The 25727-nt window shown below is 41.9% G+C and carries 21 protein-coding genes and 1 tRNA gene; 12 read left to right on the top strand and 10 right to left on the bottom strand.

Annotated features, from left to right (window positions below):
- Positions 1–76: 76 nt before the first annotated feature.
- Both CR194_RS18750 and CR194_RS18745 read left to right on the top strand, forming a co-directional pair.
- Positions 77–1753: a glutathione ABC transporter substrate-binding protein gene (locus CR194_RS18750; protein WP_110611919.1), complete on the top strand. Its 1677-nt coding sequence runs from the start codon at positions 77–79 to the stop codon at positions 1751–1753.
- Between the two features lie 234 nt (positions 1754–1987).
- Positions 1988–3349 (top strand): aspartate kinase, encoded by a 1362-nt coding sequence (locus tag CR194_RS18745; protein ID WP_110611917.1) that lies wholly within the window; start codon positions 1988–1990, stop codon positions 3347–3349.
- Between the two features lie 149 nt (positions 3350–3498).
- Here CR194_RS18745 and CR194_RS18740 read toward each other — a convergent pair whose 3' ends face one another.
- The 3 genes from CR194_RS18740 to metA all read right to left on the bottom strand — a co-directional run bounded on the left by CR194_RS18740 (position 3499) and on the right by metA (position 7533).
- Positions 3499–4908 carry a sodium/glutamate symporter gene (locus tag CR194_RS18740; RefSeq protein WP_110611915.1) on the bottom strand — a complete coding sequence of 470 codons (1410 nt, stop codon included), beginning with the start codon at positions 4906–4908 and terminating at the stop codon, positions 3499–3501.
- 112 nt (positions 4909–5020) lie between these two features.
- On the bottom strand, positions 5021–6487 hold the full coding sequence (locus CR194_RS18735; protein WP_110611913.1) for an alpha-amylase: 1467 nt from the start codon (positions 6485–6487) through the stop codon (positions 5021–5023).
- Positions 6488–6618: 131 nt separating this feature from the next.
- Complete coding sequence (gene metA, locus CR194_RS18730; protein WP_110611911.1) at positions 6619–7533, bottom strand: homoserine O-acetyltransferase MetA; 915 nt, start codon at positions 7531–7533, stop codon at positions 6619–6621.
- A 173-nt stretch (positions 7534–7706) separates the two neighbouring features.
- On the opposite strand from metA, the gene CR194_RS18725 reads away from it, so the two are divergent.
- Positions 7707–8480: a Cof-type HAD-IIB family hydrolase gene (locus tag CR194_RS18725; protein ID WP_110611909.1), complete on the top strand. Its 774-nt coding sequence runs from the start codon at positions 7707–7709 to the stop codon at positions 8478–8480.
- 170 nt (positions 8481–8650) lie between these two features.
- Here CR194_RS18725 and CR194_RS18720 read toward each other — a convergent pair whose 3' ends face one another.
- A complete protein-coding gene (locus CR194_RS18720; RefSeq protein ID WP_110611907.1) occupies positions 8651–9880 on the bottom strand; it encodes an NAD(P)/FAD-dependent oxidoreductase in 1230 nt (409 codons plus the stop codon).
- A 362-nt stretch (positions 9881–10242) separates the two neighbouring features.
- Between CR194_RS18720 and CR194_RS18715 the strand changes: the two genes are divergently transcribed.
- Positions 10243–10319, top strand: a tRNA-Arg gene (locus CR194_RS18715).
- Positions 10320–10379: 60 nt separating this feature from the next.
- Here CR194_RS18715 and thrB read toward each other — a convergent pair.
- Genes thrB through CR194_RS18700 form a run of 3 tightly spaced genes read right to left on the bottom strand, consistent with a single transcriptional unit; the run spans position 10380 to position 13659 of the window.
- Positions 10380–11303, bottom strand: a complete 924-nt coding sequence (thrB, locus tag CR194_RS18710; protein ID WP_110611905.1) for a homoserine kinase — start codon at positions 11301–11303, stop codon at positions 10380–10382.
- Entirely contained in the window at positions 11300–12358 is a 1059-nt protein-coding gene (gene thrC / locus CR194_RS18705) for a threonine synthase (protein WP_199228212.1), read from the bottom strand. Before thrC ends, thrB begins: the two co-directional genes overlap by 4 nt.
- The gene (locus CR194_RS18700; RefSeq protein WP_110611901.1) at positions 12358–13659 is read right to left on the bottom strand and encodes a homoserine dehydrogenase; all 1302 of its coding nucleotides are present in this window, start codon (positions 13657–13659) and stop codon (positions 12358–12360) included. The genes thrC and CR194_RS18700 overlap by 1 nt, the downstream gene beginning before the upstream one ends.
- Positions 13660–13870: 211 nt before the next feature.
- Here CR194_RS18700 and CR194_RS18695 point away from each other — a divergent pair, with 211 nt between their 5' ends.
- The 5 genes from CR194_RS18695 to yidC all read left to right on the top strand — a co-directional run bounded on the left by CR194_RS18695 (position 13871) and on the right by yidC (position 16741).
- The gene (locus CR194_RS18695) at positions 13871–14854 is read left to right on the top strand and encodes a Gfo/Idh/MocA family protein (protein ID WP_110611899.1); all 984 of its coding nucleotides are present in this window, start codon (positions 13871–13873) and stop codon (positions 14852–14854) included.
- A gap of 124 nt (positions 14855–14978) precedes the next feature.
- Entirely contained in the window at positions 14979–15311 is a 333-nt protein-coding gene (locus CR194_RS20120; RefSeq protein ID WP_146035975.1) for a hypothetical protein, read from the top strand.
- Entirely contained in the window at positions 15308–15439 is a 132-nt protein-coding gene (locus CR194_RS20770; RefSeq protein ID WP_269845734.1) for a hypothetical protein, read from the top strand. The genes CR194_RS20120 and CR194_RS20770 overlap by 4 nt, the downstream gene beginning before the upstream one ends.
- A 166-nt stretch (positions 15440–15605) precedes the next feature.
- A complete protein-coding gene (locus CR194_RS18685; protein WP_110611895.1) occupies positions 15606–15968 on the top strand; it encodes a hypothetical protein in 363 nt (120 codons plus the stop codon).
- On the top strand, positions 15914–16741 hold the full coding sequence (yidC, locus tag CR194_RS18680) for a membrane protein insertase YidC (RefSeq protein ID WP_110611893.1): 828 nt from the start codon (positions 15914–15916) through the stop codon (positions 16739–16741). Before CR194_RS18685 ends, yidC begins: the two co-directional genes overlap by 55 nt.
- Positions 16742–17091: 350 nt before the next feature.
- Here the strand turns inward: yidC and queF are convergent, their stop codons facing one another.
- Positions 17092–17580, bottom strand: a complete 489-nt coding sequence (queF, locus tag CR194_RS18675) for a preQ(1) synthase (RefSeq protein ID WP_110611891.1) — start codon at positions 17578–17580, stop codon at positions 17092–17094.
- Between the two features lie 225 nt (positions 17581–17805).
- Between queF and CR194_RS18670 the strand changes: the two genes are divergently transcribed.
- From CR194_RS18670 to CR194_RS18660, 3 genes are all read left to right on the top strand, one after another.
- On the top strand, positions 17806–20157 hold the full coding sequence (locus CR194_RS18670) for an FdhF/YdeP family oxidoreductase (protein WP_110611889.1): 2352 nt from the start codon (positions 17806–17808) through the stop codon (positions 20155–20157).
- A 1-nt stretch (position 20158) separates the two neighbouring features.
- On the top strand, positions 20159–20983 hold the full coding sequence (gene fdhD / locus CR194_RS18665; RefSeq protein ID WP_233254428.1) for a formate dehydrogenase accessory sulfurtransferase FdhD: 825 nt from the start codon (positions 20159–20161) through the stop codon (positions 20981–20983).
- Positions 20984–21057: 74 nt separating this feature from the next.
- Positions 21058–22251: a class I SAM-dependent rRNA methyltransferase gene (locus CR194_RS18660; RefSeq protein WP_110611887.1), complete on the top strand. Its 1194-nt coding sequence runs from the start codon at positions 21058–21060 to the stop codon at positions 22249–22251.
- Positions 22252–22352: 101 nt separating this feature from the next.
- Here the strand turns inward: CR194_RS18660 and CR194_RS18655 are convergent, their stop codons facing one another.
- Both CR194_RS18655 and CR194_RS18650 read right to left on the bottom strand, forming a co-directional pair.
- Complete coding sequence (locus CR194_RS18655; protein ID WP_110611884.1) at positions 22353–24038, bottom strand: methyl-accepting chemotaxis protein; 1686 nt, start codon at positions 24036–24038, stop codon at positions 22353–22355.
- Positions 24032–25684 (bottom strand): pyridoxal phosphate-dependent decarboxylase family protein, encoded by a 1653-nt coding sequence (locus CR194_RS18650; RefSeq protein WP_199228207.1) that lies wholly within the window; start codon positions 25682–25684, stop codon positions 24032–24034. The genes CR194_RS18655 and CR194_RS18650 overlap by 7 nt, the downstream gene beginning before the upstream one ends.
- Positions 25685–25727 lie beyond the last annotated feature (43 nt).

Here is a 25727-nt window from a genome sequence, read left to right as displayed (position 1 = left end):
GTTTTTTTAAATAGAATAGTATACTTTTATATATAGTACCTTATTACAAGACCATTACATTTAAGGGGGATATTACATGTTTAAAAGCAAGTCTTTAAAAGCAGGGCTTCTTTCCATGTCTATCGTGTTAACATTTGCAGCTTGTGCAAGTGAACCAGACGATGGGGGCACAGCAGATCCGGATAATAATGATGGAGCTGTTGAAAATAACGATGATGCAAATGCAAATGCAAATGAAGATGCAGATGCAGAAGGTGATGGTGAGGTAGAAGAATTAGTAGAGGGCAACGATTTAATTATCGCAACTCTATCTGATGCAGAGGCGATGGACCCTCATGGTTCAAATGACGTGCCTTCTAGTAACATTCAAACGAATATTTACGAATCTCTCCTTTCTCAAAATGAGGATACTGAGTTAGAACCATTGCTTGCAACAGAATGGGATGCAGTCGAAGAAGACCTTTGGGAATTCACACTTCGTGAAGACGTGACGTTCCATGATGGTTCTGAATTCAATGCAGACGTCGTTAAAGCAAACTTTGATCGTGTACTTGATGAAGATGTGGCTTCTCCACGTGAGTTCTTATACAACATGATTGAAGAAGTTATCGTTGTTGATGATTATACGGTGCAATTCAAAACAGAATTCCCATTTGCTCCACTTCCATCACACATAGCCCATTCCGGCGGTGGAATCATGAGTGGAGAAATTATTGAAGCAGATTACGAAGCCATGGAAGATGGTGGACAACCAGGAGATTACATTAATGAAAATCCTGTGGGAACTGGCTTCTTTAAATTTGAAAGCTGGAATCCTGGAGACGAAGTAGTCTTAACGAAAAACGAAGATTACTGGGGAGAGCCAGCACAAGTTGACTCTGTAACGTTCAAAGTTGTTCCGGAGGACTTAACTCGTGTCGGTGAATTAGAAACAGGTGCTGCACATATTATTTACCCTGTTAGTCCAAGTGACAAAGATCGAATCGATAATACAGACGGTATCAGCATTTATGAACAAGAAAGCTTAAGCTTATCTTATATCGGATTTAACATGGAAAAAGAGCCATTTGATGACCCTAAAGTTCGTCAAGCAATTTCAATGGCGATTAACAAAGACGATTTAATTGAAGGTGTTATGGAAGGAACAGCAACACCAGCAGTTGGACCAATCGGAGAGCAAGTGTTTGGTTTCACTGACGAAGTTGAAGGTCTTCCTTACGACCCTGAACAAGCACAAGAACTTCTTGCTGAAGCAGGATACGAAGATGGATTCTCTACCACAATCTGGACAAACGACAGCCGTGAGCGTATGGATGTTGCTGAGCTTGTGCAGGCGCAATTAGCTGCGATCGGTGTAGACGTTGAAATTGAAGTGCTTGAATGGGGTGCATACCTTGATAACACAGCGGAAGGTGAGCATGACATGTTCATTCTCGGTTGGGTTACTGTAACAGCTGACGCTGACTATGGCATGTATGCATTGTTCCATTCTGACAACCAGGGTTCTGCTGGTAACCGTTCATTCATGGCTAATGATGAGTTAGATGATTTGCTTGATCAAGCACGTGAAGAAGCAGATCCAGATACTCGCGAAGAGCTCTATAAACAAGCAATGGAAATTTTAGTTGAGGAGGCTCCTATGTCTTACCTTTACCACACGACTTACCTAGTAGGTCTTCGTGATGAAGTTCAAGGATTCTGGAAGCATCCAAACGGTTTGTATCAGCTTCAAGAAGTAACAATCGAAAACTGAACATGAATGTCTTGGCACCCGGAAGCTAAAATGCTTTCGGGTGTTTTGCTGTTTTGGTAGAGTTGTTTTAGTGCTTTTACTTTTCTCAAAAGAGTTTACTATTTAAAATTTTTAGGTAGAATTTTATTGCCGAGAACTGACGATTCTAGTATACTTGTTTTACATTTCTACCTATTAAAAACAAATGTATTTATAGGGAGGACAATAACGGTACGATGAAGGAGTTTTGGGAAGATGAAAGTAGTCAAATTTGGAGGTAGTTCTCTAGCAAGCGGCGAACAATTTAAAAAAGTCGCACGGATCGTTTTTTCTGACAAGGATCGACGGATTGTCGTCGTATCTGCTCCTGGGAAACGATCAGCAGAAGATATAAAAACAACAGATTTATTGATTTCTTTAGCAAAGGAAGTCGTTGGTGGTAAAGAGTACAAAGGAGCACTTGAACTCGTTATAAGACGATTTGCTGATATCGTGGAAGAACTAGATTTAGGAATAGAATTACTAACAGGCATTGAAAATCGGTTAATAGAACTAATTAACATGTATCGATATGACGAAGACCGTTTACTCGATGCCTTAAAATCAAGCGGCGAAAATCAAAATGCTAAACTTGTAGCCGCATATTTTAATAAACGGGGAGAAGAAGCTCACTACGTCTCGCCGAAAGAAGCTGGGTTGCTTGTGACCGATGCTCCGGGAAATGCACGTATACTTCCTGAAGCATATGAGCAGTTGACCAAATTAAGAGATCGTTCTGGCATCCTTGTTATTCCAGGTTTCTTTGGTTATTCTAAAGTTGGCAATATCGTCACGTTCCCTCGAGGCGGATCAGATATTACTGGTTCCATTGTGGCAGCGGGAGTAGAGGCAGACCTCTATGAAAATTTCACAGACGTGAGCTCGATTTACAGTGTGAATCCCACACTAGTAGAAAACCCTCATGAGATGAAAGAAATTACGTACAAGGAAATGCGCGAACTGTCTTATTCCGGCTTTTCTGTGTTCCATGATGAGGCGTTACAGCCAGTCGTAAATAAGAAAATCCCTGTTCGGATTAAGAATACCAATGACCCTGATGCATTAGGGACAAAAATTGTTTCAGATCGTGTGCAGGAAGGATTTCCGGTAGTTGGGATTGCTAGTGATGAAGGCTTTTGCAGTATCAATCTAACAAAATACTTGATGAACCGACAAGTAGGTTTTGGTCGACATTTGTTGGAAATACTTGAAAGAGAAGAAATCTCGTTTGAACATACTCCTTCAGGAATTGATAATATGTCTGTCATTGTTCGCTCACACCACTTAGAAAATGGGAAAGAGGAGCGGATTTTACATCGAATTCGCACAGAGCTAGATGTAGAAGATGTTGATGTAGAAAGAAATCTGGCGATGGTTATGGTGGTAGGAGAAGGAATGGCTAAAACAGTGGGAGTAGCTTCACGTGCTACAACGGCCCTTTCTAACGCCGGTGTAAATATTAAAATGATTAATCAAGGTTCTTCGGAAGTGAGCATGATGTTTGGTGTCGATGCGGATAAGGCAGATCTGGCTGTACAAAGTTTATATTATGCCTATTTCACACCCGTTAATCAATAAAAAGTAAAAGAGGTGATCCTAACTGGATCACCTCTTTTATACGTATCGATTGTGCAAATCAAGCTTCGACTCTTACATTAACTTGAAATTTTTGTTGAGAGCCGAGCTTTTATTTATAGAACTTTCATATGGTGCGGTCAGGACTAAATTTATTTTTTTCCGAAATAGAACAATCCAAATAGTAGCCAGAACACCGTAACAACAATGGATAGAATGAGGACTGCTACTGGACCGAACTGAAAAATCAGTGGTAGGGAGGCGGCTGTAAACAGTCCTCCTCCTACAAGAGGTTCGAAAAGAATTTGTTTATAACCGAAACCTTCAAGAGCAGGAGTTTTACTATCAGGATCCGCCACTTTCATTAATAACAGACCTGTCGCTGTAATCCCTGTGGCTTGACCGAAGTCACCAATACCTCTTTCAAACCAATAGGATGGAATCATTTTTGGAGCTAAGAAAAGGAAAGCAAGAACGTTCCAGACGATCCCAGCTACGGCTAAAGAAATAAACGCGACGAAATTTTCTCCAATGACTGCTAAGGAGATCGTAGCTAAAGCACTAACGATCAAAATATCAAGAGAGAACCCGCCAATCCGGTTGATTAGTTTTCGGTCGATCACCCGGAATTTATCGTATTTGTCAGAAAACGCCTGAGTGATAATTCCACCCGCCATAGCTAGAGGAAATAAAGGGACATAAATCATTAAGTAAACGTCTGTCCACGCACCCCAAGTCACTGCTTCTAACAGAATTAACCCTTCAAGAAGAACAAAGCCAATAAGGATCGCAATCCCAACGTAAGCTAAATGGAGCGACAGTGGTTCGATTGATTCAGGTCGAGTCGTCATATCGGCGCCAGAGTCTCTATTGTCTAGTTCAACAATACCGTTTCGACCTGCACTAGAAAACTTTTGTTGGCCTCCAACATGTTTGGCGCGACCCGTTCGTGCTCCCCAGTTAACTAAGATAATCCCGACAATTACCCCTGTAAGAATCCCGATCGTAGCAAGGCCTACCGCTAAATCTTGACCTTCTTCAAAGCCTAATTCAGCAAAAGTGTTACCGAGACCAGCGGCGGTTCCGTGTCCACCAACAAAGCTGATTTCAATAAGAGCACCTGCAAGAGGATTCACTCCGAAAAAAGGTGTTAGAACAAGGATGACAAGCAAGAGTCCGATGACATATTGGCCCCAAGACACCATTTGTCCCATAGCCACTTGAGGGCCACCGATTTCCCAGACTTTACGTAAACTAGGTAGAGACTTTCCGAGAAATAGTGTAGCAAACACGATATTGATAAATAATCCCGGTAACGCTTCCCATACTTCAAGAGAGTTGGCGTTAATGAGACCTTGAGCAAACATATTATCTTCTGATGTAAAAAGCGACACCAGTCTTCCTAACACTTCTGGGCCTACAAGTAATGCTATGAGACCTGCGATAATAGATGATGGTAAAAACAGTTGTTGGAAAAGAGGCGTATACACCCGAATCCATTTTCCGATTACAATGAAAAAACCTAATATGATAAAAGCGAAACCGATTTGTTCTGCGGTCATTGTTCATCCTCCTTTTTCATTCCTTACCCAGTAGGAAGAAGAAAAACGACGTTTCACAGAATTTCACATACTTTTTGAACAGATTCAGATAAAAAAAGGTAAAAAGTCCCAGTTATTGAGAGGCGGATTGTTTCGTGTACACAGAAACAGATTGTCCATTCACTTGGAAGTCACCGAAGCCTTCTTCATCGATGATGATGGACTCCGATACGTTCCCAGTGACATCGATCCACGTTTCACCGGCACGAAATTCTCCAACAAACATACGTTTATGACCGTGGTCACCGTTTGACGCGATGACAGCGCATCCAGATTCAGGAATATCCAAGTCACCTAATCGAACCCACCCTACCGTGTTACCGTGGTCAAAATAGTCGTGTTGTTCACCATATGCAAGGTGATAACGAGCGTCTAATAAAGGATCGAGCATTTCTTTTTTTCCAGGGATCTTATGTTCTCCATTAATCCCAATGTAATCACCATAAAACACGCAAGGAAATCCGTCTTTACGAAGAAGGATCATCGCGTAGGCGATGGGCTTGAACCAGTCTTCTACCCAAGATTCCAAAGCTTCATGGGGCTGAGAATCGTGGTTGTCCACAAAGGTCACGGCATTGAAAGGGTGAGTGCCAACCAATGATCGCTCAAAAATAGTGCTTAAATCGTAATCGCAACCCATTTTAGAGGCGACGTGAAAGTGATAATGAAGCGGCACATCAAACAAGTCAATTTGATGATCCAAACTATCAAGGAAATTTTGACAAGCTTCTAAATCAGGATTCCAAAATTCTCCCACAAAATAAAAGTCTTCGCCGTGTTCCTTGCGCATTTCGGACACAAACTCTCTAATAAATTCGTGATTAATATGTTTTATCGCATCAAGTCTATAGCCGTTACATGTCGTCTCTTCGGCAAACCATTTGCCCCAGTACATCATTTCATCCCGTACTTCAGGGTGGTAGTAATCAATGTTTGCAAACATTAAATAGTCATAATTCCCAAATTCATCATCTACTTGCGAATTCCAACGTTTATGCTCGCCTAAAATTCGATAAACACCTTTATCACCTGTTGAGTGATCATAGTCTGTCCCGTTAAAATGGTTGAAGTTCCATTGAAAGGAAGAGTGATTCCCTGCCCGTCCAGGAAAATCAAATTTCGTCCAACCTTCGATTTCGAAAGGTTCTGAAATCTCTTCGTGTCTATCTTCCGGATGTACCTCGACCACGTGGAAATGTTCCGTCTCGTCCGCACCGGCTTTATGATTCATAACTACGTCAGCGTACACATTGATCCCGTGTTCGTGACAAGCTTCGATTCCTTTAAATAATTCGTCCTTCGTTCCATACTTCGTTCGTACTGTTCCTTTTTGGTCAAACTCGCCTAAATCATAGCCATCGTAAATGCCATAACCGTTATCGGCTTGAGTAATTCCTTTTGTTGCTGGTGGGATCCATACAGAATCAATGCCATGCTTTTTTAGTTCGGGAGCCAGTTTTTCTAACTGGTTCCAATGGTTTCCGTCATTTTCCAGGTGCCATTCAAAGAACTGCATCATCGTATGATTTCTTTTCGTCATGATGTATCCCCTATTCTATAATTTATCGTAGTAGTACCTATATGTACCTTTTTATCGACAAATTCAAACAAACTGATCGTTTTTTCTGATCAGTTTGTTTGATAGTGTATAGAATAGTGATTCCAAATGACCTATTTCCATTCAAATGGTGTTTGTTGGTAGACATAATAATTCAACCAATTGGAAAAAAGAAGGTGAGCGTGAGAACGCCAACGGTTCATTGGTGCCTCATTCGGATCGTTATTAGGGAAGTAGTGAGCGGGGATTCTTACACTTAAGCCGCGGTCTAAATCCCGTTCGTATTCTTCCTTTAAGGTGACTGTGTCATATTCCAGGTGACCAGTCGCCATAATGTGCTTACCGTCTTTAGACATAATGAGGAAGGGGCCTGCTTCCTTAGAAGAGGCTAGTAGTTGCAGTTCATCGTGATTGTTCAATTCTTCTTCAGAGATGTTTGTGTACCTAGAGTGAGGTGCAATAAATTCATCGTCGAACCCTCTTAATAATTCAATCTTTCGATGGTCATTAAACAGTCGGTGCCGGAAAATTCCCGAGCATTTTTCATTTAAAGGGAATTTATCTATGCCAAAATGGTGGTATAATGCAGCCTGAGCACCCCAGCAGATATGAAGAACAGACGTTACATGTTCTTCTGCCCAGTCCATGATTTCCGCCAACTCATCCCAATAGTGTACTTCTTCAAAATCAAAGTGTTCGATCGGGGCACCGGTGATGATTAATCCATCAAATTTCCGATGACGAATACTGGCAAAGTCCGTATAGAATTCTTCCATGTGTGACTTGCTCACATTTTTCGCTTCATAGGTGACGGTCTTCAAGAACGTGATGTCTACTTGAAGAGGGGAGTTTCCCAAGAGGCGTAATAAGTGTGCTTCTGTTTTCTGTTTTTCAGGCATGAGATTTAAAATGGCTATGTTTAACGGACGTATATCTTGCATGACTGCCCGTTCGTCTTCCATGATAAAAATATTTTCTTTTTCCAGCACTTGTCGGGCTGGAAGTTGTTTTGGAATATTAATTGGCATGATTGACACCCCTTGCTATAAAGTGAGAACGTTTAGAATTTTTAATAAACATTATTATAACAGTTGAAAGGAAATCTACAATGGTTTTGCACGATATAATAGCCTATGTGTTGAAATTCACGTATAATGAGTGACAGTTTAAAAAGTGAACGAGGAAGAGAAGGTGAACAAACATGAGTAAAAAGTTAATATTTTTTGATATTGATGGCACTTTACTGGATCATGACAAGGAGCTGCCGGCATCAACAGAAGAAGCGATCGGTACGCTTCAAGAAGCAGGTCATTACGTGGCGATTGCTACCGGGCGAGCTCCATTTATGTATAAACAGTTGCGAGAGAGATTAGGAATTTCAACTTTCGTTAGCTTCAATGGTCAATACGTCGTCTTGGATGGTGAACCAATCTTGAAAAATCCATTAAATAAAGAAGAATTAAAGCGGTTGACCGAGCATGCGATCGGTCATGACCATCCTGTCGTCTTCATGGATCATCGAGATATGAAAGCAAATATCCCGTTTCATCCCCACATTGAAAAAAGTATTGGGTCTTTGAAATTTGATCACCCAGCATTTGACCCGTCTTACTTGGAAGGTAGGGAAATTTATCAGTCTTTGTTATTCTGTACCTCAGAAGAACAGCCTCCATACGAAAAAGAATTCGCACAATTTGACTTTATTCGCTGGCACAAATTTTCAACAGACATTCTTCCAGTAGGCGGATCAAAGGCCAAAGGGATTGAAGCAATTATGGAGAAGTTAAACATGAACAGAGAAGATGTCTATGTGTTCGGTGACGGACCGAATGACTTGGAAATGCTGCAATGTACGCCTAATAGTGTGGCGATGGGAAATGCTATGCCTGAAGTGAAGAAAGTCGCCGGATTTGTAACGAAAGACGTAGACGATAACGGAATCGTTCACGGATTGAAACATATGGGATTGTTATGATCAAAAGCCGCGAAAATTTCGCGGCTTTTTCGGTGCGAATCGACGGATTTGGGATTTTATCAGCGAAAAAGTGCCTTCTATTGGCGAAAACGAGGGTTCTATCAGCGAAAATGCAAGTCCTATTGGCGAAAGTAGGTTCCTATCGAAAAAACTGATTAGATCGACGAATCCTAACTTAACTCCATCTGTTTTTTCAACGGTCTAGACGGGTCGTAAAGGGGCATATCCGACTGAGATTGAGAAGTCAGTTTATCAGCGATGATCTTGGCTAAAATCATGCTATACACCGTTCCATTATCTCCGAAACCGAATAAAAAGTGACAGTTTGGATAGTCCGGGTACTGGCCTATAATAGGAAGTCCGTCGTGTGTCCCTCCATAAAATGCAGCTGAATAGTAATCTGGCTCAACATGGATGGCTGGAAAAAGCTTGTTAAACTCCTCGATCAGGCGATCTCGTTTGTTAATTAACATGCTGTCTCGAACTTCAGGATAAGACGTCGTATCATCCAGTCCACCGATAATTACTCGATTGTCTGCCGTTGTTCTAATGAATACATAGGGACGCGCTGTTTCCCAAATCAAAGCTCGCTCATGCCAACCTGAAAAATCCTGCACAGGCTTGGTAGTGACTGTATATGTACTGACAAAGACTGTGTTCTTTTCCTTTTTCATATCCGTTCCTTCATAGCCAGCGGAGACAATGACTTGCTTAGCATGGATCATATGGCCGGTTTTCGTTCGAACTTCTACATGATCATGATGAAAATCCATACCGTTTACTTCCGTGTTCTCAAAAACATCGGTGCCATGATGTGTCGCATATTGAAGCAAACTATGGGTAAACTTAAACGGATTTAGTTCACCATCACCATAAGAATAATTGGCGGCCCGTTTTGAAAAGGGAAAACGCTGACTGATCTCCTTTTCCGACCAAAAATCCAAAGGAAATTGATGTTTCTTTAGAAGTTCAGCTTCCTGTTTTAATCGTTCCACATCTTCAGCGTAACTGGCAAAATTCAAACTGTTTCTCCTTGTGAATTCGAAAGAAAGAGGACAAATGGTTTGAGCATCTTCAATCTGGTCAATCGCTTGTCTGCACAGTTGCAGGTGACGGCCAACATATTCTTCACCAAAGGCATTGACTAAGTCGATGAACATCTTTTCGCCTGAATATTGAATAAGAGCTGTATTAGTAGCTGTACTGCCGTGACCGACTGTTCCCTTTTCTACCACAATCACGTCGAGATTTTTATCAGCTAAATAATAAGCACATTGGGCGCCAGATGTTCCAGCGCCAATAACCAACACATCACAATTAATATCTTCAGCCAACGTAGGATACGAAGGTGCATCGGGCATCGTCGTCGGCCAATAATAAGTTCCAGATTGCAAATTCATCTTCCTGACAACTCCTTCATGGAAATCTCTCTCTAGTTAGTATGATCCAAAAATGAAGATGTCCCTCTTCCTGTTTTTAGTAATTGCACAAAGGCCATAGGCGCAGCTCGACCAGATGGATCAAGAAGAGAACAAGAGAAAAAAGAAGGAAAAAGGGGTTGAAAAAAGTGTCCTGCTAGGTAGGTGCTACTGGCAAACCACCTACGTAGCATGAACTCACAGAACAGGACGAGAACATTAGAAAACTACAATTATCTAGACGTAAGACAACAACAAACACAATCAATTATGATGTGCCACTAAATTCCCCTTTGTAAATGAAGCTAATTTCTTATATAATATGAAAAGCGACTCAAAATATTGACCCTGTAGCTCAGCAGGATAGAGCAACTGCCTCCTAAGCAGTAGGTCGGAGGTTCAAATCCTCTCAGGGTCGCCAATAAATACATAACTAAACCCTCGCCTGGAAATCATCCAGACGAGGGTTTTATTCGATGTTTTAAAGCTGATTTGAAGAGGCGGCCTTTGTAGAAACGGTGACGCCGTGACGGTCAACTTCCATTAGTTCTACCCGGTGGTCGTTGAAATGACCTCGTAGCTGAAGTTTCACTTGTTTGCCGTTTCCTTTTGGGGCGAAAAACAACACGATAGGCCCGGCACCACTTAAAGTAGCGCCGTACACCGGTAAGTCCTGTGCCAACTCAGCTGCCTTTTGCCACTCTGGGATCCCAGGCATGCGATAGGGACGGTGAAAAAGGTCTTTATTCATCAGTCGTCCCGCTAATTTCCAATCTCCTTGCAGAATCGCTGCCACTACCACATTGCTAATACTGCTTGCTTCCACAGCTTCTCCATGAGAAAACTCTGATGGCAGGGAGCTGCGCGATTCTTTCGTACTTAACTCGTATTCCGGAATCACTGCCACTAAATCAATATCGGGTACACCTGCATAGACAATGTTTGTTTCTTCTTCCCGGTGACTTCCAATAATTAAGCCGCCGTAGATCGACGGAGCGACATTGTCAGGGTGTCCTTCGTGGAGACTGGCCCAACGGGTTTTCTCATCAACGGATAAATCTAATCCTAACAATTGGTTTGCAAGCTCAATTCCGGCAACAATGGCTGTCGCGCTGCTTCCAAAGCCGCGGGACAGGGGGATGTTACTGACCATCTCTACTTCGGCTGCCGGAAGGGTGTGCTTAAATTCTTTAGCGATCCAATCAGCCACTTGAAAAATCAAGTTTTCTTTTCCTGTTGGAATGCCCTCTAAATTATCTGATTTCACAACAAATATCCACTCATCACTTAATCGAACGTCTAAAGTTAAATATCGATTCAAAGCCATGCCAATCGAGTCGAAGCCAGGACCTAAATTCGCTGTGCTTGCTGGTACGCGGATGGAAAAACGACTTTGTGCCATCATTGTTTCACCCGGCCTAACATGTGGTCGATCACAACCGTCTCATCGTTTGGCAGAGCGACCGGTTGGACAGGAGCTGTATCAATTGCACAGTTAGGATCCTTCAATCCGTTTCCTGTTAAAACGGCAACAACACGAGAGCCTTTCTTAATTTCACCGGAAGCCAGTTGTTTTCTCAATCCAGCAATGGATGCCGCTGAAGCTGGCTCTGCGAATACACCTTCTTCGCGGGCTAACAGTTTATAAGCATCAACAATTTCTTCATCAGTCACGAAATCGATTTTTCCAGAAGAATCATTTGCTGCACTAATGGCTTTATCCCAACTTGCAGGATTGCCTATTCGGATAGCTGTTGCTAGTGTCTCCGGATCATCGATAATCCTATTTTGAACGATTGCGGCCGCACCTTCTGCTTCAAAACCGCGCATTTGCGGAAGTCCTGTACCTTTCTCCTGGTGATACTCTTGGAACCCTTTCCAGTAGGCCGTAATATTTCCGGCGTTACCAACTGGAATTGATAAGATATCCGGTGCTGATCCAAGTGCATCGCAAATTTCAAAAGCTGCTGTTTTTTGACCTTCTATTCTATAGGGATTTGTTGAATTAACTAATGTAATCGGTGACTGTTTAGCTAAGCTTTGAACCATTTTCAGAGCATTGTCAAAGTTCCCTTTAATTTTAAATATTTCTGCACCATAAACGACCGCTTGAGCCAGTTTTCCAGAAGCAATCTTGCCATCGGGAATGACGACGAGGCAACGCAACTTTGCTTGAGCTGCATAAGCTGCGGCGGCAGCGGAAGTGTTCCCAGTTGAGGCGCACATGATCGCTTTACTTCCGGCTTCTTTTGCTTTTGCGACAGCCATGACCATGCCGCGGTCCTTAAACGAGCCTGTTGGGTTGGCACCATCATACTTCACATGTAAATCTATATCCCATTTTTCAGACAAATGCTTTAATGGTAAGAGGGGAGTGTTCCCCTCTTGTAAAGAAAGCATTGGAGTTGTTTCGTTAACAGGTAAGTAGGATTTATATTCTTCTAAAAGTCCTCGCCACATCATTTTTTCATTTCTCCTTCCACGCGATAGCTGCTTTTCACTTCAACGACTACGCCTGCACTTTTCAATTTTTCTAGAACCGTGTCGTAATTTTTCTTCGATACAGCATGAGTGACCACGATGATTTCTGCTAAAGTGCCTTCGCTCAATGGAACTTGCAGAATTTTTTCTAGGCTGACGCCATACTCGTTAAATAAAGAAGTAAGGGAAGCGAAAGTACCGGGAATATCTTTTGCATGAATTCGTAAGAAATATTTCGAGTAAATTTCCTCGTCCGTTTTCAACTTTTTATCAAATTGAGGAATGACGACACTATTTCCGTTCACACCGAGCCGTTTATTCTTCAAGACCTCTACTAAGTCAGAGACGACAGCAGTGGCAGTGGGCAATTGACCTGCGCCTGCCCCGTAAAACATCGTTTCTCCCACGGCCTCACCGTACACATACACGGCGTTATACTCATCGTCTACAGACGCCAGCGGATGCTCGTGAGGGACCAGCGCAGGCTGGACACTGACTTCTACTTTGTCTCCGCAACGATTGGCAATTCCTACGAGTTTCATAGTATAACCAAGTTGATCACAATAATGAAGATCAGCACTTGTCACATCAGTGATTCCTTTCACAGATACATCATTCAAATCTAGATTCATAGAAAAACCGAGAGTACCTAGGATAGAGATTTTTCGAGCAGCATCGAGTCCTTCCACGTCTGCTGTCGGATCCGCTTCTGCATAACCTAAAGCCTGCGCTTCTTTTAAAACTTCATCATACATACGGCCTTCTTTAGACATTTTCGTCAAAATATAATTGGTCGTTCCATTCACGATCCCCATCATCTTTGTGATTCGGTCAGAAGCGAGCCCCTCAACGAGTGTACGTAAAATAGGAATACCGCCCGCAACGCTTGCTTCATAAAAGAGGTCGCAATTCTGTTTGTCAGCAAGCTGAAGCAATTCGCTGCCGTGTAATGCCATTAAATCTTTGTTGGCTGTGACAACGTGTTTATTGTTTTCCAATGCATGGCGGATGTAACTTCTAGCGTCATCAATGCCCCCCATGACTTCAACGACCACATCAATCTCAGGGTCATCTAAGATCTCTTGAGGATCTAAAGTAAGCTGCTCAGGTGCCACGTTCACATCGCGTTTCTTTTCAATGTCGCTCACTAGAATTTTCTTCACATCTACACCGCAACCTAATTGGTGAACCAATTTATCTTGATGATCTTGGATAATTTGCAGAACTCCTGTACCTACTGTTCCAAAACCAAGTAATCCAATATTCATTCGTTTATTCATTCTCAACCACTCCTGCCAAAACGTCTTTTTAAAACGTACATTTGTATTTGTATAAAGGACATTATAGAGAGGTTTTCTTTATAACACAACCATTTATAGTGAAAAATTCGAATAATCAGCCTTTATTTTCAATGGTTGCGCTTACATTCTTAAGTGTTAGGAACCGTATGATAAAATAGAGCAAATTCTATTTTAATGTAAGGAGATTCTTATGATTCGATATGGGGTCATCGGTACGAACTTTATTACAGATTGGTTTATTGAAGCAGGTAAGACGATGAAAGATTTTCAGTTGGCAGCGGTTTATTCAAGAACGGACGAGCGAGCTCAGGCATTTGCTGAAAAACATGGTGCTCGTCATACATTTACGAGCATTGAGGAGATGGCCACCAGTTCGTTGATCGATGCTGTTTATATTGCTAGCCCGACCTCTTTTCACGCTGAGCAGGCGAAACTCTGTATGAATCATGGCAAGCATGTTCTTTGTGAGAAGCCACTGGCTTCACATGACCGCGAAGTGGAAGGGCTAATTCAAACGGCTAGTAAGAACGGTGTAATATTAATGGAAGCGGTGAAAAATACTGCTTTGCCTAATTTTCACTCCTTGAAAGAAGCCATTCACCGAATAAGTCCTATTCGCAGAATGGTTACGAGCTATTGCCAGTATTCTTCCCGGTATGATGCGTTTAAACAAGGAACAGTTCTCAATGCATTTAATCCGGACTTCTCCAACGGGGCGCTAATGGATATTGGACTGTATTGTGTCTATCCGATTGTAGATCTGTTTGGAAAACCCGATGATATAAAAGCTTCAGGTGTCAGGCTTTCTTCAGGGGTCGATGGGGAAGGAACCTTGCTTCTAATCTATCCCGATATGGAAGCGGTCGCGATGTATTCAAAGATCACGAACTCGCAGTTACCTTCAGAAATTCAAGGAGAAAAAGGAACGATTAGGATCGATCACATTCAAAAATTGCAGGATATCCAGATTCATTATACAGATGGTCGAGTGGAGGACGTCACGAAGCCGCAAACAAACCTTGCCATGTCCTATGAAATAAAAACCTTTCATCAAAAAATCAACCGTCAACCATCATCGATCAATTCTTTGGAAACCACTCTATACACGGCACAAGTCATGACAGAAGCGAGAGATCAACTAGACGTCGTTTTTCCAGCCGACAAAACCCGATGAAACGATAAAAGGGTGAATCAAAAGGTCGTGTAATAAGAGACCTTTCGGGTCAGCCTATTACCACATTTTCATTGAGCGCCAATCTTATGAGTGGGACCAAGGTATTGCAGACGAGCCGATCAACGTGTATGACTATTATTCAGGGGTGCTTGATGCAGAGAAGAATGTAATGGCGATCTTTGCAGCAACGAGAATAGGAAAAACATTTACAGAAGTAGAAATGAGTGAAATTGACGGGATCATGAACCGAGTATCACTAGCTTTGGAGCGAACACTGCTTTATGAAAAATGGAAACGTCGAGAAAGCTTAATCAAGATATTTTGGCCAATGAGAACGAAGGTATTCAATTTGTTTCAATTAAAGAAGAGGTTTTTCAATTTAATGAAACGGTTTGTAATAGGGTCAAATGTCGGGACATTAATCTCCAAGAGACTTTATCAAAAGACGGATGGGTGACTAAATTTACGGAGAAAGTCCAAAATCCAGACGGACTGATCTCGTTTTTCAATCGGTTTATGGACGTGGACATTGATGGGACGATGAATTACCAATACCAGGTCACAGATGAAGGGGAAACTCTATGAAAGAGGTTACTAACTATCGACCCTAGCGAATATAATTCGTATAAGCAATTAATTAACTGTTAAGTTCATTTTTTCAATTGTCATGGAATAGCCTTTGACTTTCTCATCTATTTCAACGATAATAACTTTACTTACTAGAGACTTAACAAAAAGGAGGTGAATACAGATGATGTTTGAATTCTCACAAGATCTTGTTCCGGTGCTAATAACGATTAGTTTATATATGACCTTTGCAGGGGCTCATCTCATTCAGTTCATGGCTCATGAGTCGTCAGCAGCAAACCGGTCGATGACACAAAAGCAACTTCATTCTTGGCACAGTCAAATCGGTCCTGAAAACATGCTCGCAGATCAAAGTTTTGATCGCCATGCGTGGATAACGAGGCTTATGGGCAGAAAAGAAGGCCCTGAAGATGATGCAGATTATCCATCTTTCTCGAAAGTAGTTATAACAAAACTTCGAGGAGGATTCGTGTGGAGAAAAAATCTGTATTCACTAAACGTTCGAAATATAGCTTACTCATATTAATAGGGACTTTGTTGCTCCTGGTCATGAGCGGCTGTCAAGCTAGTATGGAGCCGATTGATGCCGATACGGCGGGGATCTTTAATCATTATGTGATCTTTCCATTTTCCTTTGCTATCAAATTTATGGCGGGAATTTTCAATGGAAATTATGGCCTTTCGTTGATCATGATGACGTTTTTACTTCGATTGGCACTCATGCCGTTGATGATGAAACAGCACAAAAACCAGCTGTTTATGCGAGAAAAAATGGCTGTTATTCAACCGGAATTAAACGAGCTAAAAGATAAATATAAAGCTAAGAAATCAGCAGAAGATCAGAAGAAGATGCAAAAAGAAATGATGGAACTGTATTCTAAGCACAGCTTTAACCCAATCACATCTATGGGTTGCATGCCAATGTTGATTCAGTTTCCGATTCTAATTGGCTTCTACTACGCCATCATGCGCACACCTGAAATTGCTCAACACAACTTCCTTTGGTTCAACCTTGGTCAATCAGATATGATTTTACCGTTTGTAGCGGCGGCGGTATATTTAGTCCAATTTAAAGTTTCTCAGTTAGGTATGCAACAGACAGGTGCACAGCAAAAGCAGCTGGCCATCGTGGGGTATATTATGCCTGTGATGATGGGAGTCATCTCATTTAACTTGGCAGCCGCACTTCCTTTGTACTGGTCTATCGGTGGATTGTTTCTAATCTTCCAAACACTCCTGTTCAAATGGATCTACCGTGAAAAACAACCTGTGTTAAACACAGTGATGGAAACAAAATAAAATGATAGATGATGCACCTGCGAAGCCTTTCGTAGGTGCTTTTTGTTCTATCAATAAAAATCAAAGGTCTAGGGATGCTGAATAACGAAGAGTCTTGATTTTCTACCGATAAACTCTTTTATCGACCGATTTTCAGGCGTCGCCCAGGATTTTCTACCGATAAACAATTTTATCGGCTATTCTTCAAGCGTCTCCCAAGATTTTCTACCGGTATGCTGAGAAGTCAGCAGAGTGTTCGCACAAATTCTATAGATCTAATCTGAAATCAGTTTATTATGTATAACTAGTGTGAAAGACGATCAAACAAAAATGAAAACTCCCTGAATCCAAACGTCAGGGAGTTAAGGCATTTATCTATGATCGATATTCTCGGGATACAGGTCGTGCTGCAACAAACGTTTTTCAGCAAAATCTTCCCACTTTGTTCCTGTTTTACCGTAGTTTACATACGGGTCGATGGAGATCCCACCGCGGGGAGTGAATTTGCCCCAAACTTCAATGTAGCGAGGATCCATTAACGCCACTAAGTCATCCAAAATGGTATTCATGCAGTCCTCGTGGAAATCACCATGATTTCTAAAACTGAATAAGTATAGTTTCAGTGATTTACTTTCCACCATGTTTTTCTCTGGAATATAGCTAATGTAAATCGTTGCGAAATCAGGTTGTCCTGTTTTAGGACAAAGACTCGTAAACTCCGGACAATTGAACTTCACGAAGTAATTTCGGTGCGGATGACGGTTCTCGAAAGATTCTAGTATAGAGGGATCGTAATCCATTTTATACTCAACATTGGTGTTACCTAATAAATGGACTTCCTCTTCACGGTTATGGGCCATCTTATCTTCCTCCTAGTTTTTGTTTCTATAGCGGAGGATGGTTACGAACTCCGCTCAGTCCTTAACTTTAGCATACCAGCTCATGAAACGTAAGAGAACATGTAAAGAAATTGCAAGTTGAAAATGATATAATTAACAACATAACCACTGTGGCAACTTACACATGCCCATCTTATAAAATGTAAGCGTTTACTTTAAAATAGATCGATAGAGAGGATGAGCAACATGGGGAAGACAAAACATCAAGGGCCGATGAAACTGCCGAAAATGCCAGACCCGAAACACTGGGTGAGCATGGTGCCGTTTGGATTAGGAAAAGTGAAACCAAAGCATATACGTGATACAGCAAAAGTCGTCTGGGAAAATAAAGATAATTTACCATTTGCTACGCGTATTATCACACAGGGTGTGTGTGATGGGTGCGCCTTAGGTGTCTCAGGTTTAAAGGATCAGACACTAGCAGGACCTCATATATGTACGACGAGACTGAATGTTCTCCGCCTGAACACGATGCCAGCCATTAAACAAGATGACCTTCATCAAAATATTCACAAACTCCGGGAAAAATCCAGTTCAGAGTTAAGGAAACTAGGAAGAATCCCTTATCCTTTGTCGAGAAAACCGGGAGAAGAGTCATTTTCACGTATTTCTTGGGACGATGCTCTCGACCGAATTGCCGGAAAAATAAAGGGGATGGATCCGAAGCAGTTAGCCTTCTTTTTAACGGCGAGAGGTATTACAAATGAGTCCTATTATGTGGCAGGCAAGGTTGCTAGATTTATAGGAACAAATCATATTGACAACGCATCCCGAATTTGTCATTCCCCAAGTAAAACCGCGTTAAAGCGGTCTCTAGGGATCGGTGCTTCTAGTTGTAATTATCAAGACTGGATCGGAACAGGTGTCTTGGTTTTTTGGGGCTCAGTAGCTTCGAACAACCAGCCAGTGTCAACGAAATATATGTATGCTGCGAAAAGAAAAGGAACTAAAATCATTGTGATTAATCCATACTTTGAACCGTCTATGGCTAACTACTGGATTCCCTCTATTCCTGATAGCGCTTTGTTCGGGACGAAGCTGGCTGACGATGTGTATCAAGTGAATATCGGTGGTGACATTGCCTTTATGAACGGGGTGATGAAGCACTGGTTTGAGATGGAAGAAGAAAGACCTGGTTCAGCAGTTGATCACACATTCATTAAAGAGCATACGAATGGCTTTGCTGAATTAAAAAAACATATTGAGACTCAAGACTGGCTGACGCTAGAAACGTCGTCAGGGATGTCTAAGAATCGTATGCGGGAATTCGCTGAGCTGCTAGCTCATTCTAAAAGCGGTGTGTTCGTTTGGTCGATGGGACTTACACAGCATCGCTTCGGAACAGACAACATTTCACAAGTGGCGAACCTTGCAATGCTCCAAGGTTTCTTAGGCAAGGAAAAGTCAGGTGTCATGCCAATTCGTGGTCATTCAGGTGTGCAAGGTTCCAGTGAGATGGGCGCCGATCCTTTTTCCCTTCCAGGGAGTGATTTCGATGAAATGAACAAGAAGAGGTTGGAAAAACAATGGAAGTTCACCTTGCCAAACTGGCAAGGAGACATAGTGGGCGTGTCATTGGAGAACGCCGTGTTGCCAGAAAACCATCCGCGAAAACTTCGCGCTTTTTATACGTCAGGAGGAAATTTCCTTGAGACGATGCCAGACCCTGACTTTGTCCGAGAATGCTTGGAAAATGTTGATTTAAGAGTTCATCAGGATATTATTCTAAATACGTCTACTCTCGTTGATGCAAAAGAAGAAGTGATCGTTCTGCCTGCTATGACCCGCTATGAACAACCGGGTGGCGGCACGTCAACGTCCACCGAGCGGATGATTTATTTTTCTCCTGAGATCAAAGGACCCCGTATTGAAGAAGCGCGGTCAGAATGGGAAATTTACGTTGATCTTGCTAAACGAGTGAAACCAGAGAAGGCGCACCTCATCGATTTCAACGACGCTCAAGCTGTAAGGGATGAAATCGCACTGACAAATCCTCATTACGACGGTGTTCAAGAATTGAAACATCAAGGGGATGTGTTCCAGTCAGGTGGAGCGTGGCTATGTGAAGGGGGGGTCTGTCCGACTAAAGACGGCAGAGGAAACTTGATCTCAGTGGAATTACCGGAGTTGCGAAAACCAGAAGGGCATTTTTACGTGACAACCCGTCGCGGGAAGCAGTTTAACTCGATGGTGTATGGAGAGAGAGACCCTAACAACAATGCTGATCGATATGATGTCCTCTTACACAAAGACGATGCAAAGCAATTGTCCCTAAAGGAAGGGGAGGCGATCGTCGTCTATAACCAATTCGGAACATTTCATGGTCGGGCTCGGTTTGCAAATACGCGAAGAGGAAATATCCAAGTTTATTGGCCGGAGGGAAATGTTCTCATTCCGAAAGGGATTTATGAAAAATATGCCGGAATTCCAGAATATAATACGTCCGTGGTCGTGGAAAAAGCAGAAACCTTTCATGCACATAAAGACACAAAGTATGTGGAGCGGCGTATCGAAGAGCTAGAAACGGAGATGGGCTAACATGATCAACTCTAAAGAACCATCGAAACGATCATCTGATCGGGAGAAGGTTATGAGACAGAGACAAATTCAAACATACGAAGACGGTCAGTTTACTGAACAATCGGATGAGATCGCCTTGGAATCAGCCTTGACGATCTTCGTTAATGGGGAAGAATTTGCCACCCTTCTTTGTACTCCTTCCTATTTAGAAGAATTAACGTATGGATTTTTAGCATCTGAAGGGTTAATTCGAGTGGCGGGCGATGTCCAATCATTGAACGTTGTAGAAGAAAAAGGTTTTGCTTACGTCCAGCTTTATAATCAACGTCGCCTGGAAGAAATGCCTGTTTCCAAAAGATTCATAGGCTCATGTTGTGGGAAAAGTCGACAGTTTTACTTTCAAAACGATGTAAGAACAGCTAAAACGGTTATGAGTCAAACAACGATCACAGCAATTCAATGCTTGAATCTGATGAAAGCATTGCAGGAGAGCTCAACGGACTTTCAGCAAACAGGCGGTCTTCATAATGTGGCCCTAGCTTCGGGGGATAAGCTCATTCTCAGTCGCTCGGACATAGGCCGTCACAACGGTCTCGATAAGATTTACGGATATTGCTTGAAGCATCAGTTGTCTCTAAAAGATAAAATCATTGTTTTTAGCGGCAGGTTGTCATCTGAAGTGTTGTTAAAAGTATCGAAAATCGGTTCAGGAATCGTATTATCAAAATCGGCACCGACAACGTTAGCCATTGATTTAGCTGATGACCTAGGCATTACCACCGCAGGGTTTATCCGGAATAGCCGATTCAACGTGTATACGCACCCCTATCGAATTGTTCAATAGGTCCCTGCGCTGTCCATTCCATTTGAAGATGAATTTCGGTATGATAGATAGGAACGAATGGGAGGCACAAGACAATGGAAACGACAATTAAATTAAACATGGCTGTATCAAATAAATATCAATCCGGCTATCCGTTATTAATGAAAGAGTCGCTGGTGAATCCAGAGGCGCTGACTGAAGAAGGTCAGCAGTTAAATGTGGTCGATGAACAAGGAACTTATATTGGCAAGGGATACTACGGCTTACAAAACAAAGGTGTGGGCTGGATTCTGACCAATAATAAGAACGACTCACTCGATCAACGGTTATTTGATCAAAAGATGATCGAAGCTCTCGGAAAACGAAAAGCTTTTTTTGAAGATCCGAACACAACGGCCTTTCGTGTTTTTAACGGAGAAGGGGATGGTATTGGTGGGATTACCATTGATTTCTTCGCTGGATTTTATTTAATTAACTGGTACAGCGAAGGAATTTACCAATTCAAAAATGAGGTGGTCGAGGCGCTAACGAATCATACCGATTACCAGGGGATTTATGAGAAAAAAAGATTTGCCACAGATGGAAAATACGTTGACGATGATGATTTCGTCACTGGTGAGCGGGGAGAATTTCCACTGATCGTTCAGGAAAATGCTGTCAATATAGCTGTTTATTTAAATGAAGGCGCCATGGTAGGTGTGTTTATGGACCAAAGGGAGATCAGAAAAGCCATTCGAGACCGTTATTCCATGGGAAAGACAGTCTTGAATACCTTCTCATACACTGGTGCCTTTTCGATTTTTGCAGCACTCGGTGGGGCAGCGAAGACGACAAGTGTTGACTTGGCAAATCGGAGTTTACCAAAAACGATTGAACAGTTCAGTTTAAATGAGTTGGATTATCAAACCCATGACATCATTGTGGAAGATGTATTTAAGTTTTTCAAAAGAGCTGTAAAGCGAGGCAACCGATATGACACGGTCATCCTTGATCCACCCAGTTTCGCCCGTTCGAAAAAAATGACGTTCAGCGCGGCCAAGGACTACAAAAACTTATTAAAAGAGGCCATCGCCATTACAGAAGAAGATGGTGTCATTATCGCCTCGACGAACCATTCCGGTGTCACAAGAAAAAAATTTCGTGGATTTGTAGACAAAGCTTTTAAAGAAATGGGTGAACAATATAAGATATGCGAATCCTTTTCACTTCCGGAGGATTACCGCGTTCATCCTGCTTTTTCAGAGGGAGACTACTTAAAAGTATTGTTTATTGAAAGGGTATGTTCGTAGGTTTGCGAGATTGCAGAGCAAGATAGAAGAAAGAATAATAAATCATAAAAAAGGATCGAATGTGAGAGAAAACTCACATTCGATCCTTTTCCTTTTGTTGATTACATCTCAAACTGTTGGACGGACTTTTGCAAGTCTTCGGCCATGCTCGATAATGAATCAGATGCACTTGCGATCTCTTCCATGATCGCTGTTTGTTCTTGGCTCGTTGCAGAGACACTTTGGATATTGCCGGACACGTCGTTAGTTAAATCCGTTAATTCGTCGATAGTCTTTACGTTAGCATAAACCGTTGCATTCATCCGTTTCATTGCTTCTTGTATCGCATGAACTTTTTCAGAAGAGGTTTTAGCTGATTCTTCAATGAGAGTGAAGGAATCACTGGCCTCATTTACAGCTAAAGTGCCTTTTTGAACGGCGGTATATCCTTTAGTCATAACTTCAACTGACGTGACTGCTTGATCTTGAACTTGTTCAATTTTATCTTTGATCTTACTGGCAGCTTGACCAGATTCTTCTGCTAGCTTACGTACCTCATCGGCAACTACGGCAAAGCCTTTTCCGTTTTCACCAGCACGAGCTGCTTCAATCGAGGCGTTAAGAGCAAGTAAATTCGTCTGTTCAGCAATGTTTGTAATAATCGTCACGATATCACCGATCGCTTTAGAATCTTCTTGCAATTTCGTCACAACATCCGCAGATTGACTTACGTTGTCATGAATGAAAGACATTTGACTGATTGCTTTTTGAATGGAACTGACGCCATCTTTAGCGGCTGATGAAGTTTTCTCAGAAATATCAGCGGTTAGCGTCGCTTCTGAGGTGACCGCATCCATCTCTAAGGACAAAGCTTTAGACGTTTCATTTAACGCTTCCATTCCTTCTTGCTGGTGGTTTGATGTAGACGCAATTTGCTGAATTGATTCCGTCACTTGATTGACCGATTCACTCGTCTGTTCGGAACTTGCGGACAACTCTTCAGACGTAGCAGCCACTTGAACGGACTTCTCATCAACATCTTTGATCATTCCTCGCAGATCCTGAACCATTTTATTGAAATGGTTCGCTAGCTGGCCAAGTTCGTCGTTGGAATCAGTATTGATGTCATCCACACTCAAATCCCCTTGTGAGACTTTAGCTACGTGGTCTGATAATTGATTGATCGGCTTGCTGATTTTTCTCGTAATAAACAAAGAAATGATCAAGGAAGCAACGATCATCCCTATTCCTAATACAACGGAGATGATAAGAATTAATGTCTCAGCTTCATTAATGAATGAAGCGTCTTCATCAATTCCATAGATAGCGTTTGTACCTGCTACAGGTGCGAAGTACGATTTAAATACACCAAACTCATCTTCATAAATATCACTCATGGAGGCTGTTCCTGATATAGCACTAGTCATATCTTCTGAAAATGGATAAGCTTCCATCGTTTCATCGTAATGACTTAAAGCAATAATGTATTCCTCAGAGCCATCTTGACCTAACACATACACATTGGCTACACCTAGGCTTTCTTGAAACTGATCTAACTCGGTTTGCAACTCAGTAAGGGAAGCGGGATCACCAGCGTGGGCTTCTTCGATCAAGTGACTATTTATTTCCTCTGTTAATAAATCCATATGCACAGATAACGTTTCTTCAAAACTAGGAATCACATATTCTTCCACCATGTAATTTGAAAAGAAATAGATAATGCCGCTGAATAGGACTGCAAATAGTAGCATAGGGACCATGATCCCTAATAAAATCTTCTTAAATAAAGATGTGGATTTGTTTAACATAGTATAGGTTCCTCAACTTTTTCTGTGTATTTAACAGCTTCTTCAATAAAATCAACGACAGCACTCATATGCTCTGTCTCCGTATAAGGGGAAATGGTAAATACTTTTGATACATAAACAGGAAGGAGAGAATCCCCATCTACATATTGAACCATATCGAATTTTTTCGTATCTCCAAGAAAGATACGGGCACGATGCTCACCGAAATATTCGAACAAAGCTTCGTTACGTTGATTAGTGTCTGTGATTTGCTGTTTCGTTAGCCTCCCAGCAGACTCCATCTGCCAATCAAGGTCTTTAGCGTAAAGACGAAAGGCGGTGACAGGTCCTGGGTTATCGTGATTCGTCACTGAAATGTTCGAAAGACGTTCCATTAATTCTTTTCGAAAAGCAAGATTCACCCTTACATAATTGGCTAACAGAACTTGGTATCCCTCAATGCCAAACAAATTCAACGCGGCTAAAATGGAAATAGAACTAGCCATTCTCGAACACTCTAGTGTGTAACTTGTATGATAGTCTCCATAACCACGGTCACCTACGTAGGGAGACTCCGAAGCATCTAAATCGATTAAACGTAAGTCTTGCTTTTCTCTCACTAGAAACAAACTTGTCACATATGGCGTCTGTCCAAGTTTTTGAAAATCAAAGCATAAGCTGTCAGCCAAGTGAAGGTGCTTCATTCTCAATTGGATTTTTTGCAACCCTTGAAGGACATCGTCTTCTAACTGAAGGGAATTGGTTGTAAAATCATAGTCATTAAAAAACGCATAAAATCCGCCTAAAGCTGAATCGGCATGAATGTGAGCAGATGGCAGTGAATGGGCCCTTGTCGTTTTTTCAGCTGTGGCTTTGATTTGCTGTATGTTATCAATACCGAAATTATCGGTTGTTCCGGTTGTTGCCACAATATAGACAGGGATGCCGTCAGCTTCGATAACTTTGATCAATTTTTCTTCCAAGTCATCTTCATCCATGGACTGGTCAGCCTTCGTACGGACTTTAATGACATGATTTCGACCAATCCCTGTCGCTTCGGCAGATTTCAATAGACTATAGTGTGCCTGTTCTGAGGAGAATACGTACAAGTTATTCGGGACTCCTTCAGCTACAGCATCAGGAGCATATTTGGCAATGGCTAATCGCAGTCCAGTAAATACAGCTCCTTGCCCTCCCCAAGTGGTGTAACCCCAGCTTCGTTCAGAGTCATAACCGGCGATTTTAGACATCATGGCAATCACTTTCGTTTCCGCTTCAGCACCAGCCGGACCGTATACATCCCATAAGTTGTTTCCATTTAAGAGGGAAGCGGTGAATTGACCAATGAGACCAGGCGTACTCGCCATAGGTAAAACGTTGGTGAGGAAATTTCGTGACTGAAAAGGATGACCCTTCATTAAATCAGTCATACTATCAATCATATCTGTAAAACTGCCGCCGACTTGAGGAACGAATGATGACGTTGTTAAATGTTTGTAAAAATCAGAGGACTTTTTTTTCGGTGGACCTAAAGTAACTTGGTTGATGTCTTTTAAGTCGTCCATGTTTTTCAATAGGGCGGTCAGGAGAGTGATCAGTTCGTCACGGCGCTCACCATTCCCGTCTTCGCTTGGAAACAGGCGTTGAATATCTTTCATCGTTTTCATAAAATACCTTCTCTCATCTCAATTGAAAATCATATATTTAAAT

The sequence above is a fragment of the Salipaludibacillus keqinensis genome (assembly GCF_003226325.1).
Taxonomy (GTDB): Bacteria; Bacillota; Bacilli; order Bacillales; family Salisediminibacteriaceae; genus Salipaludibacillus; species Salipaludibacillus keqinensis.
This window is presented reverse-complemented; position numbering and strand designations above follow the sequence as displayed.

Excerpts from the sequence above, each read along its gene's own strand:
- CR194_RS18750 (WP_110611919.1), top strand. The coding sequence starts at position 77 with ATGTTTAAAAGCAAGTCTTTAAAAGCAGGGCTTCTTTCCATGTCTATC.
- CR194_RS18745 (WP_110611917.1), top strand. The coding sequence starts at position 1,988 with ATGAAAGTAGTCAAATTTGGAGGTAGTTCTCTAGCAAGCGGCGAACAA.
- CR194_RS18740 (WP_110611915.1), bottom strand. The coding sequence starts at position 4,908 with ATGACCGCAGAACAAATCGGTTTCGCTTTTATCATATTAGGTTTTTTC.
- CR194_RS18735 (WP_110611913.1), bottom strand. The coding sequence starts at position 6,487 with ATGACGAAAAGAAATCATACGATGATGCAGTTCTTTGAATGGCACCTG.
- metA (WP_110611911.1), bottom strand. The coding sequence starts at position 7,533 with ATGCCAATTAATATTCCAAAACAACTTCCAGCCCGACAAGTGCTGGAA.
- CR194_RS18725 (WP_110611909.1), top strand. The coding sequence starts at position 7,707 with ATGAGTAAAAAGTTAATATTTTTTGATATTGATGGCACTTTACTGGAT.
- CR194_RS18720 (WP_110611907.1), bottom strand. The coding sequence starts at position 9,880 with ATGAATTTGCAATCTGGAACTTATTATTGGCCGACGACGATGCCCGAT.
- thrB (WP_110611905.1), bottom strand. The coding sequence starts at position 11,303 with ATGATGGCACAAAGTCGTTTTTCCATCCGCGTACCAGCAAGCACAGCG.
- thrC (WP_199228212.1), bottom strand. The coding sequence starts at position 12,358 with ATGTGGCGAGGACTTTTAGAAGAATATAAATCCTACTTACCTGTTAAC.
- CR194_RS18700 (WP_110611901.1), bottom strand. The coding sequence starts at position 13,659 with ATGAATAAACGAATGAATATTGGATTACTTGGTTTTGGAACAGTAGGT.
- CR194_RS18695 (WP_110611899.1), top strand. The coding sequence starts at position 13,871 with ATGATTCGATATGGGGTCATCGGTACGAACTTTATTACAGATTGGTTT.
- CR194_RS18685 (WP_110611895.1), top strand. The coding sequence starts at position 15,606 with ATGATGTTTGAATTCTCACAAGATCTTGTTCCGGTGCTAATAACGATT.
- queF (WP_110611891.1), bottom strand. The coding sequence starts at position 17,580 with ATGGCCCATAACCGTGAAGAGGAAGTCCATTTATTAGGTAACACCAAT.
- CR194_RS18670 (WP_110611889.1), top strand. The coding sequence starts at position 17,806 with ATGGGGAAGACAAAACATCAAGGGCCGATGAAACTGCCGAAAATGCCA.
- fdhD (WP_233254428.1), top strand. The coding sequence starts at position 20,159 with ATGATCAACTCTAAAGAACCATCGAAACGATCATCTGATCGGGAGAAG.
- CR194_RS18660 (WP_110611887.1), top strand. The coding sequence starts at position 21,058 with ATGGAAACGACAATTAAATTAAACATGGCTGTATCAAATAAATATCAA.
- CR194_RS18655 (WP_110611884.1), bottom strand. The coding sequence starts at position 24,038 with ATGTTAAACAAATCCACATCTTTATTTAAGAAGATTTTATTAGGGATC.
- CR194_RS18650 (WP_199228207.1), bottom strand. The coding sequence starts at position 25,684 with ATGAAAACGATGAAAGATATTCAACGCCTGTTTCCAAGCGAAGACGGG.